16 protein-coding genes are annotated in these 14,621 nt (G+C 44.0%); 11 read left to right on the forward strand and 5 right to left on the reverse strand.

Annotated elements, in window-relative coordinates:
• The first annotated feature begins 244 nt into the window (after positions 1-244).
• From GSF04_RS07115 to alr, 10 genes are all read left to right on the forward strand, one after another.
• Positions 245-658, forward strand: a complete 414-nt coding sequence (locus GSF04_RS07115; protein WP_211859126.1) for a type IV pilin protein — start codon at positions 245-247, stop codon at positions 656-658.
• On the forward strand, positions 642-1,100 hold the full coding sequence (locus GSF04_RS07120) for a GspH/FimT family pseudopilin (RefSeq protein WP_211859127.1): 459 nt from the start codon (positions 642-644) through the stop codon (positions 1,098-1,100). Before GSF04_RS07115 ends, GSF04_RS07120 begins: the two co-directional genes overlap by 17 nt.
• Positions 1,091-1,513 carry a prepilin-type N-terminal cleavage/methylation domain-containing protein gene (locus GSF04_RS07125; RefSeq protein ID WP_211859128.1) on the forward strand — a complete coding sequence of 141 codons (423 nt, stop codon included), beginning with the start codon at positions 1,091-1,093 and terminating at the stop codon, positions 1,511-1,513. The genes GSF04_RS07120 and GSF04_RS07125 overlap by 10 nt, the downstream gene beginning before the upstream one ends.
• Positions 1,510-1,998, forward strand: a complete 489-nt coding sequence (locus GSF04_RS07130) for a prepilin-type N-terminal cleavage/methylation domain-containing protein (RefSeq protein ID WP_211859129.1) — start codon at positions 1,510-1,512, stop codon at positions 1,996-1,998. The genes GSF04_RS07125 and GSF04_RS07130 overlap by 4 nt, the downstream gene beginning before the upstream one ends.
• 4 nt (positions 1,999-2,002) lie before the next feature.
• Positions 2,003-3,745 (forward strand): polymer-forming cytoskeletal protein, encoded by a 1,743-nt coding sequence (locus GSF04_RS07135; protein WP_211859130.1) that lies wholly within the window; start codon positions 2,003-2,005, stop codon positions 3,743-3,745.
• 208 nt (positions 3,746-3,953) lie between these two features.
• The gene (locus tag GSF04_RS07140) at positions 3,954-4,505 is read left to right on the forward strand and encodes an RNA polymerase sigma factor (RefSeq protein ID WP_010368802.1); all 552 of its coding nucleotides are present in this window, start codon (positions 3,954-3,956) and stop codon (positions 4,503-4,505) included.
• The gene (locus tag GSF04_RS07145) at positions 4,498-4,977 is read left to right on the forward strand and encodes a hypothetical protein (protein ID WP_045987985.1); all 480 of its coding nucleotides are present in this window, start codon (positions 4,498-4,500) and stop codon (positions 4,975-4,977) included. Before GSF04_RS07140 ends, GSF04_RS07145 begins: the two co-directional genes overlap by 8 nt.
• A gap of 10 nt (positions 4,978-4,987) precedes the next feature.
• Positions 4,988-5,926, forward strand: a complete 939-nt coding sequence (locus GSF04_RS07150) for a DUF4097 family beta strand repeat-containing protein (protein WP_211859131.1) — start codon at positions 4,988-4,990, stop codon at positions 5,924-5,926.
• Positions 5,927-6,050: 124 nt separating this feature from the next.
• Entirely contained in the window at positions 6,051-7,430 is a 1,380-nt protein-coding gene (gene dnaB / locus GSF04_RS07155) for a replicative DNA helicase (protein WP_017217222.1), read from the forward strand.
• Positions 7,431-7,449: 19 nt separating this feature from the next.
• Positions 7,450-8,532 (forward strand): alanine racemase, encoded by a 1,083-nt coding sequence (alr, locus tag GSF04_RS07160; protein WP_045987983.1) that lies wholly within the window; start codon positions 7,450-7,452, stop codon positions 8,530-8,532.
• 11 nt (positions 8,533-8,543) lie between these two features.
• On the opposite strand, the gene GSF04_RS07165 is transcribed toward alr, so the two are convergent.
• From GSF04_RS07165 to GSF04_RS23335, 5 genes are all read right to left on the reverse strand, one after another.
• The gene (locus GSF04_RS07165; RefSeq protein WP_211859132.1) at positions 8,544-8,975 is read right to left on the reverse strand and encodes a secondary thiamine-phosphate synthase enzyme YjbQ; all 432 of its coding nucleotides are present in this window, start codon (positions 8,973-8,975) and stop codon (positions 8,544-8,546) included.
• Positions 8,976-8,998: 23 nt separating this feature from the next.
• Positions 8,999-9,469: a chemotaxis protein CheX gene (locus tag GSF04_RS07170; RefSeq protein ID WP_010607100.1), complete on the reverse strand. Its 471-nt coding sequence runs from the start codon at positions 9,467-9,469 to the stop codon at positions 8,999-9,001.
• 80 nt (positions 9,470-9,549) lie between these two features.
• Complete coding sequence (gene zur, locus GSF04_RS07175; RefSeq protein ID WP_039494096.1) at positions 9,550-9,984, reverse strand: zinc uptake transcriptional repressor Zur; 435 nt, start codon at positions 9,982-9,984, stop codon at positions 9,550-9,552.
• A 126-nt stretch (positions 9,985-10,110) separates the two neighbouring features.
• On the reverse strand, positions 10,111-10,920 hold the full coding sequence (locus GSF04_RS23330) for an EAL domain-containing protein (RefSeq protein ID WP_249122445.1): 810 nt from the start codon (positions 10,918-10,920) through the stop codon (positions 10,111-10,113).
• A complete protein-coding gene (locus tag GSF04_RS23335; protein ID WP_249122446.1) occupies positions 10,917-12,572 on the reverse strand; it encodes a diguanylate cyclase in 1,656 nt (551 codons plus the stop codon). Before GSF04_RS23335 ends, GSF04_RS23330 begins: the two co-directional genes overlap by 4 nt.
• A 310-nt stretch (positions 12,573-12,882) precedes the next feature.
• Here GSF04_RS23335 and ggt point away from each other — a divergent pair, with 310 nt between their 5' ends.
• Positions 12,883-14,577, forward strand: coding sequence for a gamma-glutamyltransferase (ggt, locus tag GSF04_RS07185; protein ID WP_211859133.1), 1,695 nt, complete (start codon positions 12,883-12,885; stop codon positions 14,575-14,577).
• The last annotated feature ends 44 nt before the right edge of the window (positions 14,578-14,621 follow it).

The raw sequence follows: 14,621 nt of genomic DNA on the forward strand, positions 1-14,621 counted from the left end.
AGAAAATCATAATAATAATCTTATTCATACCAATTTAAGGTGTGACATGGATGATCCTCTCGCTCAAAGTTTGCCTTATATCAAAAGGCAATACTGCTGTAATGTGGTGTAATAAGTTTCCTTTTTAGAAACTTTCGCTCCATGTTATGTTTACATATTATAGGTTAATCCTTTTCTTTGTCTTTTGTCTGTCATAAAGTGGAATAAAATGACAGCGCTATCAATTTAGTGGTGGAATAATTAAATGTCGGTAAATAAAGGTTTTACGCTTACAGAGCTATTAATTGCGGTTGCAATAGTGGCGATCACAGCCAGCGTGGCATATCCGTCATATGTGGAATACGTTCAGGATGGACGTCGTTCGCAAGCACAACAGCAAATGTTGGAAATGGCAGGTGTAATTGAGCGCATATATAGCCGTAATAGTGGCTACCCTGATGCGAGTTTACTTACAGGTTTGCCTGAATCTAAATTCTACACGTTTAAATATATTCCCACTGATAAACCAAATGGGGCTGTTGGCCAATACCGTAATTTAGGATATCAATTTACAGCCACGCCAATAGCGGGAAAAGCACAAGCGGCTGACAGGTGTGGTGTGCTAAGTATCAACCATCTTGGTGAACAAGGACCGAAGAACAATGATTGCTGGCAATAGACATTTAGGGTTTACCTTGCTTGAGCTGCTTATTTCCATGGCAATACTTGCAATTTTAGCTTCGATAGCTGCGCCAAGTTTTATAAAGCAAATTCAGCAAGACAGACTTACGACGCATGCTAATCAACTGCAGGCGGTATATCGCTTGGCCCGAAGTGAAGCGGTTCGACGTGAGCAACAGGTATCACTGGTCGTTGAGGACAGCGACTGGGTTGTGAAAACCAATGAAAATGGCCAATTGACCGAAGTGGGGCGGTTTTCTATTAAACATGGCTCGATAGAAGTGGCACTGGCCGACCAAGTTGTGCGCGAAAGTGGCGAAGTGCTGGCGACAAACAATATATTGATCACCGACAACATTACCGATACCCAGGATTATCGTTTATGTGTGCTGGTCAGTGGTCAAAGTTGGTTAGCTGAGGCGGAACAAAATTGCAGTTAAGTAAGGGATTTTCTCTCATTGAGGTCGTGGTGTCGATGTTGGTGGCTGGGCTAATGCTGCTAGGTCTAGCTGCAACACAGCTTAAGTCATTACAGTTCGCCTCCAATAGCTTTCAATACACGATGGCGTTAATTCATGGCCAAAATGCAATTGAGAGGATATGGCCCTTGTTATGTGAATTACAACATAACAACAATGATATGACACTCGCTAATCCACTTATTCAACAGCTGCATCCAGCGGATAGTCGCTTTACGTTAGTGCTGCCTCCGGTATATAGCAATAACATGCAGCTTACAGTGAGTTGGGAAGATAAACGGGTAAAAAACTCTGCTGAAAACCAAATTTCTTTGACTACCAGTTACCCAAATGTTGAGGATACTTGCTCTCCATCACCAGGAGGAGGCGTATGAAACAAATAAAGGGATATACCTTACTGGAGCTCATGGTCGCTATGGTTGTGGGGTTAGTATTGGTGATTGGGATTGCAACGTCATACACGTCGATAAAAGAAACGGTGACGACTAGCCAACAGCTCGCAACATCACAAGAAATTGTTCGCTACACCAATCGAGTGATGATGCGCAGCATCAAGCAAACTCAGGAAATCCCTACTGTGACGGCGACCGATATTACGATCCGCCAATTGGCTGGGGTGCCCGCTTGTGATGGCAGTGTCCCCACGGCTGACTATACTGAACGCTATTTTTTACAAGGTGGGTATTTAGTGTGCGATCGCGGCACGGGTGATATCAATCTTTTGAAAGGGGTAACTGGACTCGCGTTTGCAACCGATGCCAGTGGTCAGTTAATTACAGTCACAATACAAGGTAGTAGTTTTCCAACACAATACGGTGCTGGCATACAGATGAATTTTTACGCTGGATTAGGTAGCTAATACAATGAAACAACAACAAGGTTTTACACTGGTTAAAGTGATGCTGCTCGGCGGCATGGCTAGCGTTGTGGTATTCGCTTCCCTCAAGGAAGGTGTTGTACAAGAAAGATTAAGTGGTAACTTCCAAAAAGACATTAATGCAAGATTAGTGGCTGAACAAGGGATCAGGGAATATCGTCAAAAGCTGGATGCGGCGTTAGGCGGCAACCCGCAAGATGTCAATGAGCTGATAAATGGTATTAGTAAAACAGGTAGTGGAACGATCACTGATTCGCAATATCAGATCTCGGTTAATGCCAATGGCAATGAGTTTGAAATTGAAAGCTTAGGTCAGCGTCATGGTGAGCATGCGAACCATCGGCTAGTTGCGCGCTTCGAGTTACAGCCAGCAGCGAAAGAGTCCATATTCCAAAATGCGGTGACTGGCTGTAAAGGTGTGAATCTATCTGGTAGTGGCTCTGTCGATAGCTATGACTCATCGAAAGGCACTTACGAAGAAACAAAAAGCCATGATGGTGATGTACACACTGTGGTGGGCGATGCAGATGTGGTGCTATCAGGTCACTCTCCGATTAAAGGCGATGTTGAAGCATCTGGTGTGATTTACTTAAAAGGCTCTTCACCTATTTTGGGTGACGTTAGATCAAATACCGGGGTAGATATTTCGCCGTCATCAAGTGGTATTCGAGTGGAAGGTAATGTCTACAGCCGCGGCTTTTTTACACATAGAGGCGGCAAGATCCAAGGTTATGTGCGTGCCATGGGTGACGCGAAAATGGAGTGGGGCGCTGAGATCATCAACCAAAATGGCGATGCGTTCGATATTCAATATACTGGCAGTGGTCAATTTAAAGATACTGGCTTGCAAGTTCAAGATGGTGTGCATTACTCCGATGCTAAATTTAAAGTCGCAGATTTAGTGGTTGAGCCGGTAAAAGTGTACGATCCAGATTCTCCCGACTATGACCCTGCAAAGCCTAATAAAGAGTGTGATCCTTTGGCATTGCCTTTTAATATGGATAGCATTATCGATCCTCGTAATCGATTCACTCCTCTAAATGTAGGCGCGCAACAAATCTTACACTTTAAACCAAAACAGGCAGTGTATGAACGTAATGGCTCGAGTGTGTATGTTGCAAAAGAGCACACCATTTATTTGTTCCAAGGGGTAGATCAGAATCTCGGCACAGCGACAGAAAAAACGCAGCTCGCGTTCCCATTTAAAGGGTTGAAGTTAGGCTCTGACGGCAAAATCAAGATCTCTGGTGGCGATGTGATTTGGTTGATTGATGGTGACCTCACATTAACTGGCGATACCCACATCTGGATAGAAAAAGAAAGTTCTCTGACCGTGTTCACCACTGGCAAAGTTTCTATTGGCGCAAGTGCTAAGGTTATTGCTGAGCAAGAAGGCTTAACCAAGAAGAGCAAACTGCCGGTATTTAGTGTGTATTCTTCATTTGATGGCCCCGACGGTTTTGTATTTAGCGGCGCGTCTTCTTTATATGCTGCTATTTATTCACCGTTAACCTCTATTCTGTTGAATGGTAGTGGTCAGCTTTATGGTACGGTTCGAGGGGCATCGATTACTGGTACTGGTGGTACAGGGATCCACTTTGACCAAGCATTAAAAAGTGCAGGTATTGGCGTACAGCCACCGGGACAAAAGCCGACATTGGTCTTTAAGGGCTGGCACTATAAACCCTACCAAGTTGCCGATGAGAGTGAAGCTAAAAGCGCTGAGTAACTTTCCTGAGTGGAGCGCCAACGCTCCACTTTTTGCCGCTAAATAAAAAAAGTAAAATTTTTTCCGACCCTTTTAAACCATTTCCGATTTTGCCCGCGTCTAAATAAGTACTTTATAAAAAAGTAGAAATTGGCAATTGAGCGTTGGTGACTTTGTTTGTTCCATTCGATATGCGAAGATGAAGGAATCAACCCAAAGGAACAGACGCATGATAATTAATGCCAAAGAGGCATTTACACAAGAACAAACCGATGCGCTAGTGGCTAGGTGCCAGCAAGGGGACCAAGGTGCATTTCGCGAACTATTTGAGCAACATCACCGTCGCGTATACGCATTATGTCTTAGATTGCTCGCTGAGCCCGCCCATGCAGAAGATGCATGTCAGGAAGTTTTTGTGCAACTGTGGCAAAAGATAGACCAATTTAAAGGGCAATCACAATTTACGACTTGGCTTCATAGTGTGACCAGTAATATTGCTATCAGCTATCTTAGAAAGCAAAAAAACTGGTTACAAAAGGTCGTAAGCTTTGAACAATCCGGACTGGATGAGCAAGGAGCTGAGCAGCTAGGAGAGCTAAATGGCCTAGATAAACTCATTGTCAGATTGCCGGAACGTGCCAGGTTGGTCTTCGTATTACATGCTGTCGAAGGGTATCGCCACGAGGAAATTGCCAATATGTTAAACATGGCCGTAGGGTCGAGTAAATCGCAATATCACCGAGCACGTAACTTATTACAGGAGTGGTACAACAATGACTAAACCATCTTTTGATGAATTTATGCATACCGCACTGAATGACGAACAGTCGCAGCCAAAGCCACAACGTGACTTGTGGCAAGGCGTTGAGCGTGCAATCAATCAAGCACAACCGATACAGCCGCCAAAGCAAAATAATTGGCAAAAGTTATCTGGTATTGCGGCGTGTACTATTGCGGGCTTACTTGCTTGGCAAGTCATTATGAATCAGCCCAAGCAAGACTCACTGGCTAATATTAGCGCTTTTTTTGAGCAGCAAAAGCAGTCTTTACTGGTTCAATATGAAACGCAGCCAGCGCTGACTTCTGATTGGCAGACACAATTGCAAGAGCTCGAGCAGGCGGAACAAGCGATTAAGTTGTCTTTAAAGCAAGATCCTGAGAACGCTGCGCTGTTAAAAATGTTAGCTCAGGTTTATCAGCAGCAACTCGACTTAATCAATAAGGTTCACCAACCTCGTTGGCAACAAATTTAGGAGAATTAGGATGAAAGCATTAATTATTGGACTAGCGGCGCTACCTGCGATGGTGTTCGCTGGAGAATCTATCGATAAAGAACTGTCGGTTCCTGCAAATGGTAAAGTTGTCATCGAGAATCAGCGCGGTGACGTAACGATAAAAACATGGGATAAAAACGTTTTTAAAGTGACTGGCGAGTTAGACGATAAAGCCGAGGGTTATAAACTAGAAACCTCTGGTGAGGTAACCGAGTTTATCGTGAAGATGCCAAGACGCTATAAAAGTTGGGGCGGTGGTGATGGCTCAAAACTCACCATTTACATGCCTCGTAGCAGTGAATTAAATTTTGAAGGGGTAGTAGTTGACGTTGAAGCTGCTGATTTAACTGCGGGCGCCCGTATCAAAACGGTCAACGGTAATATTAAAGCGAGTAAAATCAGCGGTAAAATTGCATTAGAAACGGTAAATGGTGATATTGATAGTCGTGACTTAGATGGCAATATTCAGTTTGAAACCGTCAATGGGGACATTGAAGATATCGCTTCGAGCGGTAAGCTAAGGTTTAACGCTGTTAATGGCGAAATAAAAACGCAAACCACCGCAACCGAGCTGCGCTTAGAAAACGTCAATGGCGAAGTCGAGTTGAAGATGGCAGAGTTAAAAGACTTACGCTTATCTACCGTTAACGGCGAAATAGCAGTATATGCAGCAAAGTTACTGGACAACGCCAATATAAATATGGACAGCGTTAGTGGCGATATTGAGCTTTATTTCCCTACAGATGTATCGGCAAGGTTTGAAATCAACGCGCATTCAGGTGGCCATATCACCAATGAGCTAAGTTCAGATCAAGTTAAAAAAGCCAAATATGGCCCGGCTCGTTCACTTGAGTTTGTGCTTAACGGTGGTAATGCAGATGTGGAAATCGATACCGTTAGCGGCAATATTGAGCTAAAGCGTAACTAGTGAAGCAATAGACCTGCAAGAACAGCAAAAGGCCAGAGTTTCCCCCAAACTCTGGCCTTTTGTTATTTGCACTTATGGGTAGACCAGATACAATAGAGGGCCCTCAATTTCTCAATGTTGTGATATGGCTAAACCAGATATACAAGTCGATACCTTAAAAGTTCCACCGCACTCAATTGAAGCTGAGCAATCTGTGCTCGGTGGCTTGATGCTAGATAATGAAGCCTTCGACCGTGTTGCGGAATTGGTGGTGTCTCATGACTTTTATACCAGAACCCATAAGCTGATCTTTGAAGCGATGGAAAAGCTGGTAGAGCTTAGTCAACCTATCGACTTAATCACGATTTCTGAGAATCTAGAAAAGAACAATCAGTTAGAAACCATAGGTGGTTTCTCCTATCTTGCTGAGATTGCTAAAAACACGCCAAGTGCTGCAAACATTGATGCATACGCGAGTATCGTACGTGAACGTGCGGTTGTTCGCGAAATGATTGGTGTGGCGAATGAAATAGCAGAGGCTGGCTTTAATCCTGAGGGACGAGATAGTCATGAGCTGTTAGATTTAGCTGAGAGCAAGGTATTTAAGATTGCTGAGCAGCGCACTAAAAGCACTGAAGGTCCGCAAAGTATTCACAGCATCCTAGAGAAAACCGTTGATAAAATTGAAGAACTTTACCAATCTCCACAAGATGGTGTTACCGGGGTAAGTACAGGCTACGGCGACTTAGACAAGATGACAGCAGGACTACAGCCTTCTGACTTGATCATTGTTGCAGCGCGTCCGTCGATGGGTAAAACCACATTTGCGATGAACTTGGCTGAGCATGCTGCGATGACGCAAGATAAGCCGGTACTGATCTACTCGCTAGAGATGCCTTCAGAACAGATCATGATGAGGATGCTCGCCTCACTCGGCCGTATCAACCAAACCAAGGTACGTACCGGTCAATTAGATGATGACGATTGGGCACGTTTGTCATCCACCATGGGCTTACTGATGGAAAAGGGCAAGATGTACATAGATGATGCATCCGGTCTTACGCCAACAGATGTGCGTTCACGCGCGAGACGAATTGCGCGCGATCACGGAGGGATCAGCATGATCATGGTGGACTACTTGCAGCTCATGCGCGTACCGAGCCTTTCGGACAACCGTACGCTTGAGATTGCTGAAATTTCTCGTTCATTAAAGGCACTAGCCAAAGAGCTGCAGTGTCCAGTTATCGCGCTTTCTCAGCTTAACCGTACGCTAGAACAACGTGCAGATAAACGCCCAGTAAACTCTGACTTACGTGAATCAGGCTCTATCGAGCAGGATGCCGACTTAATCATGTTTATTTATCGTGATGAAGTTTACAACGATGATAGTCCAGACAAAGGCACGGCCGAAATCATTATAGGTAAGCAACGTAACGGCCCGATCGGTAAGGTTAGGTTAACCTTCCAAGGTCAATACTCTCGATTCGATAACTATGCGGGTCCAGCAATGGACGACGAATATTAACTGTCAATTGAGTAGTGAAATGCGACTAGCGAGTGCTGAAATCGATTTAACCGCGCTGAGAGAAAACCTACAGCTAACGCAAAAACTGGCGCCAAAAAGTAAGATTATGGCGGTACTTAAGGCCAATGCTTATGGTCATGGTTTGGTTAAAATAGCTCAGCATTTGCAAGATGCAGATGCATTCGCTGTGGCGAGAGTTGATGAAGCACTTGCGCTTAGAACAGGTGGCATCACTAAACCAATTGTCTTGTTAGAAGGTTTTTTTCATCCTTCTGATTTACCTATTTTACTTGCCAATAATTTGCAAACCATAGTGCATGACATTTCTCAGCTTGAAGCCATTGAGCGTGCTAATTTAGATGCACCGCTCACAGTGTGGCTAAAAGTAGATACCGGTATGCATCGTCTCGGCGTTGAGCCTGAAGAGTTTGAAGCGTTTTATGCTCGCCTTAAGCGCTCAAAAAATGTTGCTGATAAAATCCACTTAATGACACACTTTGCTTGTGCCGATGATATCAAAGACAATAAAACCGAAGTACAGCAAGTGCTATTTAAGTCTTTAGTTGGCCAAAGTCACGCACCATTGTGTTTGGCAAACTCCGCGGGGATCATAGGTTGGCCAGAATCTCATGGCGACTGGATCCGTCCGGGCCTAATGCTTTATGGTGTTTCACCTATGCTTGCGCGTGTTGGCCAGCAACACGGTTTAAAGCCTGTCATGCGCTTGACCACTAAAGTTATCGCCATCAAGCGAGTGAGAGCGCATCAGGCGGTAGGTTATGGCGGACGTTGGCAATGTGAACAGGACACCTATCTTGCCGTTATTGGTGTCGGCTATGGAGACGGTTACCCCAGACACGCTAAAATTGGCACACCTGTGGTTATTGGTAACCAGCGTTATGGCATAGTCGGCACCGTGTCTATGGATATGATCAGTGTGAATATTGGTGATAATCCTAATGGCATTCAAGTTGGTGACGAAGTAGAAATGTGGGGACCAAACCTGCCCGTAGAAGAAATAGCACAATGTGCAGATACTATTCCGTATGAGTTGCTGTGTAACGTCACCCCAAGAGTAAGCTACGAATACATCGAAGGCTAAGCGCTCAGCGCCTAGCCTTTTCTGTCACCTTGAAGCGTTGCGATAACGCGTCTTGCACCACCACGGTCACGATGCTCACCGAGATAAATACCTTGCCAAGTGCCTAAATGTAAGCGGCCCTCAGAAATGGGAATGGTTACTTCACATCCTAAGGTGCTGGATTTGATATGTGCTGGCATATCGTCATCGCCCTCATAGTCATGGCGGTAGTAGCTTTGCCTCTGTGGTACAAAATGATTAAAGTGGCTTTCCATATCCATACGTACCGTAGGGTCGGCATTTTCGTTAATTGTTAGGCTGGCTGAGGTGTGTTGTATAAACAGGTGCAGCAGCCCTATATGATAGTCATGTAATTCAGGAAGCTGAGAGATAATCTCGTCGTCTACCAAGTGAAAGCCTCGTTTTCGAGGCTTCAAGGTAATTTGTTTTTGAGTCCAACTCATAAAGTAACGTGTGTTTTTAGCTGTTAGGCGAGTTTGTCGAAGCTGACTTCGATATTGGCATTACCGTCAGGAGAGGTGAATGGCATAATAAGTTTAGGGCCATCACATTTATGGGTGATGGTATGGCCAGGGCCTGAAACAACAACCGGTGTTGCCATATCAAACTCGTAGCCTTTTTCGCCGAGCAGGTTTTTAGCACCGCCAGTGACCATGTTGGTGATTTCACCAACCATATCAGTGACGTCTTCATTTATGGAATCTGGGCGCTCTCCAAGCATACGCTCCATAATGGTTAGCGCTAGGTTCTCTTCAAAGGTGATCGAAAATGACCCTTTTGTCTGTGGACCAACCATGCCAATCAGACCCGATACATCACCTTGTGCGACTTCGTCTTTCTTCACTTTTGGCTTACCCGGCGTCAATTCAGTTTGCGCCATTGTAGCCAATACATTGATTAGAGATGATAAAAAGGGGTTGATGAACTCTACATTCATATGGACTTTCCCTTACGCATTTTTAATAAATTAGTGTCGCTCTTAGTGATAAGTGTAGTGGGCTTTTTTGCTCACTGCACTTAATCTTTACATTTTTCGCAACGGCCATGAGCCTCGATGGTTTGCTCTGTAACTACAAATCCAGTCTCAGCAGCTAGGTTGTTCAGTTCATGCGAAATCGTGTTTGAGTGTAACTCTTGAACGTTACCGCAACTATCACAGATCAGTAACTGCACTGGATGTGTGTGGTCGAAGTGGTGGCAAAGCATAAACGCATTCGTACTTTCAATTTTATGGATAAAACCCAACTCAGAAAGAAAGTCTAAGGCACGATATACGGTAGCGGGTTTTGCAGCCGCTTCCGTCAACTTGAGCTCTTCAAGTAAGTCGTATGCGCCAACGCCACCTTGTTTAGAGGCGAGTAGTCTAAATACTTTTTCTCTAATAGGAGTAAATCGTGCACCACGGTTGTCACATACTTGCTTGGCTTTGCTAACTAGTAACTCTATATTCATGATTCAAAATCCTTACACTGCCTTGCAATACTAACATATTATTTTTATTAGTCTTGTGTTTACCCTGATTTATTATCTCAAGTGGATATTCGGGCGCGATGTTGCTTTTACACTTTATTTTTCTTGCTAAGAAGAGCGTTTAACTGGTTCGATCTTAGTATGGTAAAAGGTTTCAAACTGTGCAGCAGAAAGCGGCTTGCTGATCAAATATCCTTGACCAAAGTCACATTCCAGCTGCTGCAATAAACGTAATTGCTCCAGCGTCTCCACGCCTTCGGCGACTACCTTCATCGATAAATTATGCGCCATGGCAATAATGGTTTTAACTAACGCTTTAGACTCGTGAGTGGCGAGCATATCGCTGATAAAACTGCGGTCGATTTTGAGTAAATCAAAGGGGTAATGACGGAGATAGTTCAGTGACGAATAGCCCGTACCAAAATCATCCAAAGATAATTTAAACCCTAACTGATGTAATTGGGTTAAGGTCTGTTTTACCTGTGCCTGTCCTGAGATCAGTACGCCTTCAGTGATCTCCAACTCGATAAAGCGATTGGCAATCGGGATGTCTTTTACTAATAGCTCTATCTGTTTCAATAGGTTAGGATCTTTAAACTGCCTAGGTGATAAATTGATTGCGATACGGATGTCGAAGTCTAAGTGTTGCTGCCATTGGTGTGCTTGGTTAATAGCAGTTGAGAGCACAAACAATCCGATGTCGATGATCAAACCGCTTTGTTCTGCGACGGGAATAAACTCCGCAGGAGAGACATTACCCAGTGTTTTACTGTGCCAGCGGAGTAAAGCTTCCGCACCAAATACATCACTGTCTTCAATATAAAATTGCGGTTGGTAAAACACTTCTAACTCGTTTTCATTCAGTGCTACGCGCAATGCTTCCTCAATTTCAATGCGCCGAGATAACTGTTGACTCATCTTCTGATTAAATAGACAGTAGTTGTTGCGACCATTACTTTTGGCATTGTACATTGCGGTATCAGCGCAGCTAAGTAACTCTTGGGGGAGTTCGCGTCTAAAGGATAGATAGCAACACCTATACTGACTGAAATATTAAAATCTTTATCGTCGACAATAATGGGATGGTGAAAAAGTTTGATGAGCATATCGGCAACAGAGGTAATGTCTGCAGTGTGCTTAAACCCTCCCATCAACACAATAAACTCATCACCACTAAGCCGTGACACGGTATCTTGCTCACGTAGCGATTGCTTGAGCCTTTCTCCTGAAGCGATGAGAATTTGATCCCCCGTTTCGTGACCGAGTGAATCATTGATCCTTTTAAAATCATCTAAATCAATAAAAAACACTACCGCAAGCTCATCGTTGCGTTCCGCATCAAACAGTTGCTGTGCTAGCCGCTCCATCGCTAAAAAGCGATTTGGTAAATCGGTCAATGAATCATAAAAAGCGTGATGTAAAATGACTTCTTCTTGACGCTTTTTCTCGGTGATATCGCGCACTGCGATTACTAGTTGATCTGTTCCTGGAATAGGAGATAACCGAGCTTCGAATAGCTTTGCTTGATCAGCAATTGTCAGTGGATATTCTATTTGGGTTAATTGGTGGCGCTGATTGGCAGACTTGATGGCTTGGCTAAATTGTTTAGCTGCGTGGGAGGGCAGTACCTCCGCCATTTTCTTGTTGATAAACTGCTCTGGCGACATATACAAGTCGTCTGATTTTCCGGTATGGCATTCTAAGATGGTACCGTCCGTATTGATTATAAAGAAAATATCCGGTAAAGCCTCAAAAACACTATTAATAAGAGCGTGACGGCGCTGTAATTCCTGAGTGCTTTGTAATTGTTGTTGCCAGTTTTTCTCTAACGTTTGTGCCATGACATTGAATTGCTTAGCAAGGACTCCAAGCTCGCCATGTCCCACGATGTCGGCTCTACTGCTCAAAGACTTTGTGGATAATGCATCGCCTACTTGGATCAGTCTTTTGATTGGTTTATGAATGAAGTAATGGGTAAAGCTTAGTAGCGCAATAATGATGAGTATCAAAAACACCGCTAAAATACTCGCCTTCGTTATCAATTGTTGCTTTAACGAAAGAAAAACGGTGCTTACGTCATAAATAGCAATCAGCCTAACTACATCAGCGGACTCAGCGACGGGCACTTTAGGTGAAATGGGAATGGCTGCGAGAAAGTGCTGCTGATTAGGGTCAAATGCTACAGTGAGATCAAGTGTCCGTAATGTTGCTGTCGCTTGCGCCTGACTGATAACTTGATTAAATACTTGTAGTCCAATCGCTGAGTGTTGGGTTTCGTTGATGAGCGTTTCTCCTTGAATAAGGAAGAGTGCTTTATATTTACTGTCAGAATAATAATCCTCGAGAGTCAGGCTAACTTGATTATTGTTGCCCTCCACAAACTCAGTAAAAAGATGTTTACCTAAATGAGTTAAATTTTGTCTTAGTTTGGTCTCATAGCTTTCGAGCAGCATGTCTCGTTGGCTAACATATGAAATGTAGATAATAAGAGACGAGATCACCAAGCCACAGAGTACCGTGCCCCAAGTCAGCGTTTGTTTTAAATTTATAGAAATAACCCGATTACTCATAAATAACCAATTCAATTACCTCAATCCCGATTAGGATTTTCATTTCAATGCGATTACCCAGGCTGTGGTTCTTGCTCTTACGCGTTTACTTTTTTCTGCAGAGTGATCCATCACTAGTGTAGTCCAGCTGCAAAAACCTGTATCAAATTTGGGCGAATATTCTCGTGGTAGAGCGAGTGCTATGGCAATGGATTGTTGAGTTTTCGCATTAGGTCCAATCTCGTTTTCTTTCGCTTTGACCGCAAATGAATTGCTGTAAGCAATTTGGCTTTTTATATTGGTTAAAAAGAAAACAACAAAAGAGAAAATAATGAATAAGGTAGTTAAATGCACGCTGGTTAGTATGCTTTGTGCATCAATAAGCTCAGCGGCTCTCGCTTATGACAGGATCACCGGAAAAGCGTTTGCTAGCCGCTCTGAGGTGATTGCAACTCAGGGCATGGCGGCAACTTCTCAACCACTGGCAACCCAAGTCGCAATAGAGGTATTGAAGCAAGGCGGAAGCGCCATAGATGCTGCAATTGCAGCCAATGCCATGCTTGGCTTAGTGGAGCCTACAGGTTGCGGTATTGGTGGCGACTTATTTGCGATTGTGTGGGACGCGAAGCAACAAAAGTTATTTGGTCTCAATGCTTCAGGGCGTTCACCAAAAAGCCTTTCGCTAGCAAAGTTACAGCAGCAAGGCGATACAATTCCAAGCTATGGACCGCTTCCCGTTTCTGTGCCCGGTGCGGTCGATGGTTGGTTTGAACTGCACAACAAATTTGGCAAACTGCCAATGAAACAGTTACTTCAACCCAGCATCGACTACGCTAGAAGCGGCTTTCCAGTTTCTGAGTTGATTGCTTATTATATGCAGCGCTCGGTGTCGGCCCGTGAGCAATATTCCGGATTTAAAGAAGTGTTTATGCCAGAGGGGGAAATGCCTAAAAAAGGAGAGATATTTAAGAATCCGGCACTCGCTAATACCTATGAGTTACTTGCAGAAAAAGGCCGCGATGCCTTTTATAAAGGCGAAATTGCTAAAGAAATTGACCGTTACATGAAAGCCAATGGTGGATACTTAAGTTACCAAGACTTGGCTGAGCACCACAGTGAGTGGGTTGACCCCGTAAGTGCTGATTATCGCGGCTACACGTTATGGGAACTACCTCCTAATGGTCAGGGCATTGCCGCCCAGCAAATTCTCAATATTTTAGAAGGCTATGATATCAAGGCAATGGGATTCGACAGCCCAGAGTATATTCACACCTTTGTTGAAGCAAAAAAACTTGCCTTTGCAGATAGGGCAAAATACTACGCCGATCCAGACTTTAATGAGATACCCGTCGCGACGCTTATTTCGCAAGCATATGCTGACAAAAGGCGTGCATTGATTGATCCAAATAAAGCAGCTAAACGCGATCATGCAGGGCCTGTAGAAGGGGATACCATTTATCTTACGACTGCCGATAAAGAAGGGAATATGGTGTCGCTGATCCAAAGTAATTTCCGTGGTATGGGCTCAGGTATGACTCCAGCTAAGCTTGGCTTTGTATTACAAAATAGAGGCGAGCTGTTTGCGTTAGATAAAAATCATTACAACGGTTATGCGCCGGGAAAAAGACCTTTTCACACCATTATTCCTGCCTTTGTCACTAAAGATGGTAAACCATGGATGAGTTATGGCGTGATGGGAGGCGCGACTCAACCACAAATGCATGCGCAGATCCTCATTAACATGATTGATTTTGGTATGAATCTACAAGAAGCGGGCGATGCACCTCGAATTTTGCATAGTGGTTCATCGCAACCAACCGGTGAAATCATGACTGATGGAGGGTATGTTAGTCTCGAGTCTGGTTTTTCCATGGAAACCCGTAGAGAGCTGATAAAAAAGGGTCATAAATTACAACAAGCAGTTGGTCCCTATGGCGGTTATCAAGCGATTATGCGCGATGGTAAAACTGGAGTGTACTATGGTGCATCCGAAACAAGGAAAGATGGCCAAGCAGCAGGTTACTAAAAGCCTGATTGAGTGGTGAAATCAACACGAATTGTAACAGTTAA

Source organism: Pseudoalteromonas sp. A22 (assembly GCF_018141345.1).
Classification (GTDB): domain Bacteria; phylum Pseudomonadota; class Gammaproteobacteria; order Enterobacterales; family Alteromonadaceae; genus Pseudoalteromonas; species Pseudoalteromonas maricaloris.

Coding starts and splice junctions, on each gene's coding strand:
- alr (WP_045987983.1), top strand. CDS start 7,450: ATGCGACTAGCGAGTGCTGAAATCGATTTAACCGCGCTGAGAGAAAAC.
- GSF04_RS07135 (WP_211859130.1), top strand. CDS start 2,003: ATGAAACAACAACAAGGTTTTACACTGGTTAAAGTGATGCTGCTCGGC.
- GSF04_RS07165 (WP_211859132.1), bottom strand. CDS start 8,975: ATGAGTTGGACTCAAAAACAAATTACCTTGAAGCCTCGAAAACGAGGC.
- GSF04_RS07145 (WP_045987985.1), top strand. CDS start 4,498: ATGACTAAACCATCTTTTGATGAATTTATGCATACCGCACTGAATGAC.
- GSF04_RS07170 (WP_010607100.1), bottom strand. CDS start 9,469: ATGAATGTAGAGTTCATCAACCCCTTTTTATCATCTCTAATCAATGTA.
- GSF04_RS07115 (WP_211859126.1), top strand. CDS start 245: ATGTCGGTAAATAAAGGTTTTACGCTTACAGAGCTATTAATTGCGGTT.
- GSF04_RS23335 (WP_249122446.1), bottom strand. CDS start 12,572: ATGAGTAATCGGGTTATTTCTATAAATTTAAAACAAACGCTGACTTGG.
- GSF04_RS07130 (WP_211859129.1), top strand. CDS start 1,510: ATGAAACAAATAAAGGGATATACCTTACTGGAGCTCATGGTCGCTATG.
- zur (WP_039494096.1), bottom strand. CDS start 9,984: ATGAATATAGAGTTACTAGTTAGCAAAGCCAAGCAAGTATGTGACAAC.
- ggt (WP_211859133.1), top strand. CDS start 12,883: ATGAATAAGGTAGTTAAATGCACGCTGGTTAGTATGCTTTGTGCATCA.
- GSF04_RS07120 (WP_211859127.1), top strand. CDS start 642: ATGATTGCTGGCAATAGACATTTAGGGTTTACCTTGCTTGAGCTGCTT.
- GSF04_RS23330 (WP_249122445.1), bottom strand. CDS start 10,920: ATGAGTCAACAGTTATCTCGGCGCATTGAAATTGAGGAAGCATTGCGC.
- dnaB (WP_017217222.1), top strand. CDS start 6,051: ATGGCTAAACCAGATATACAAGTCGATACCTTAAAAGTTCCACCGCAC.
- GSF04_RS07140 (WP_010368802.1), top strand. CDS start 3,954: ATGATAATTAATGCCAAAGAGGCATTTACACAAGAACAAACCGATGCG.
- GSF04_RS07150 (WP_211859131.1), top strand. CDS start 4,988: ATGAAAGCATTAATTATTGGACTAGCGGCGCTACCTGCGATGGTGTTC.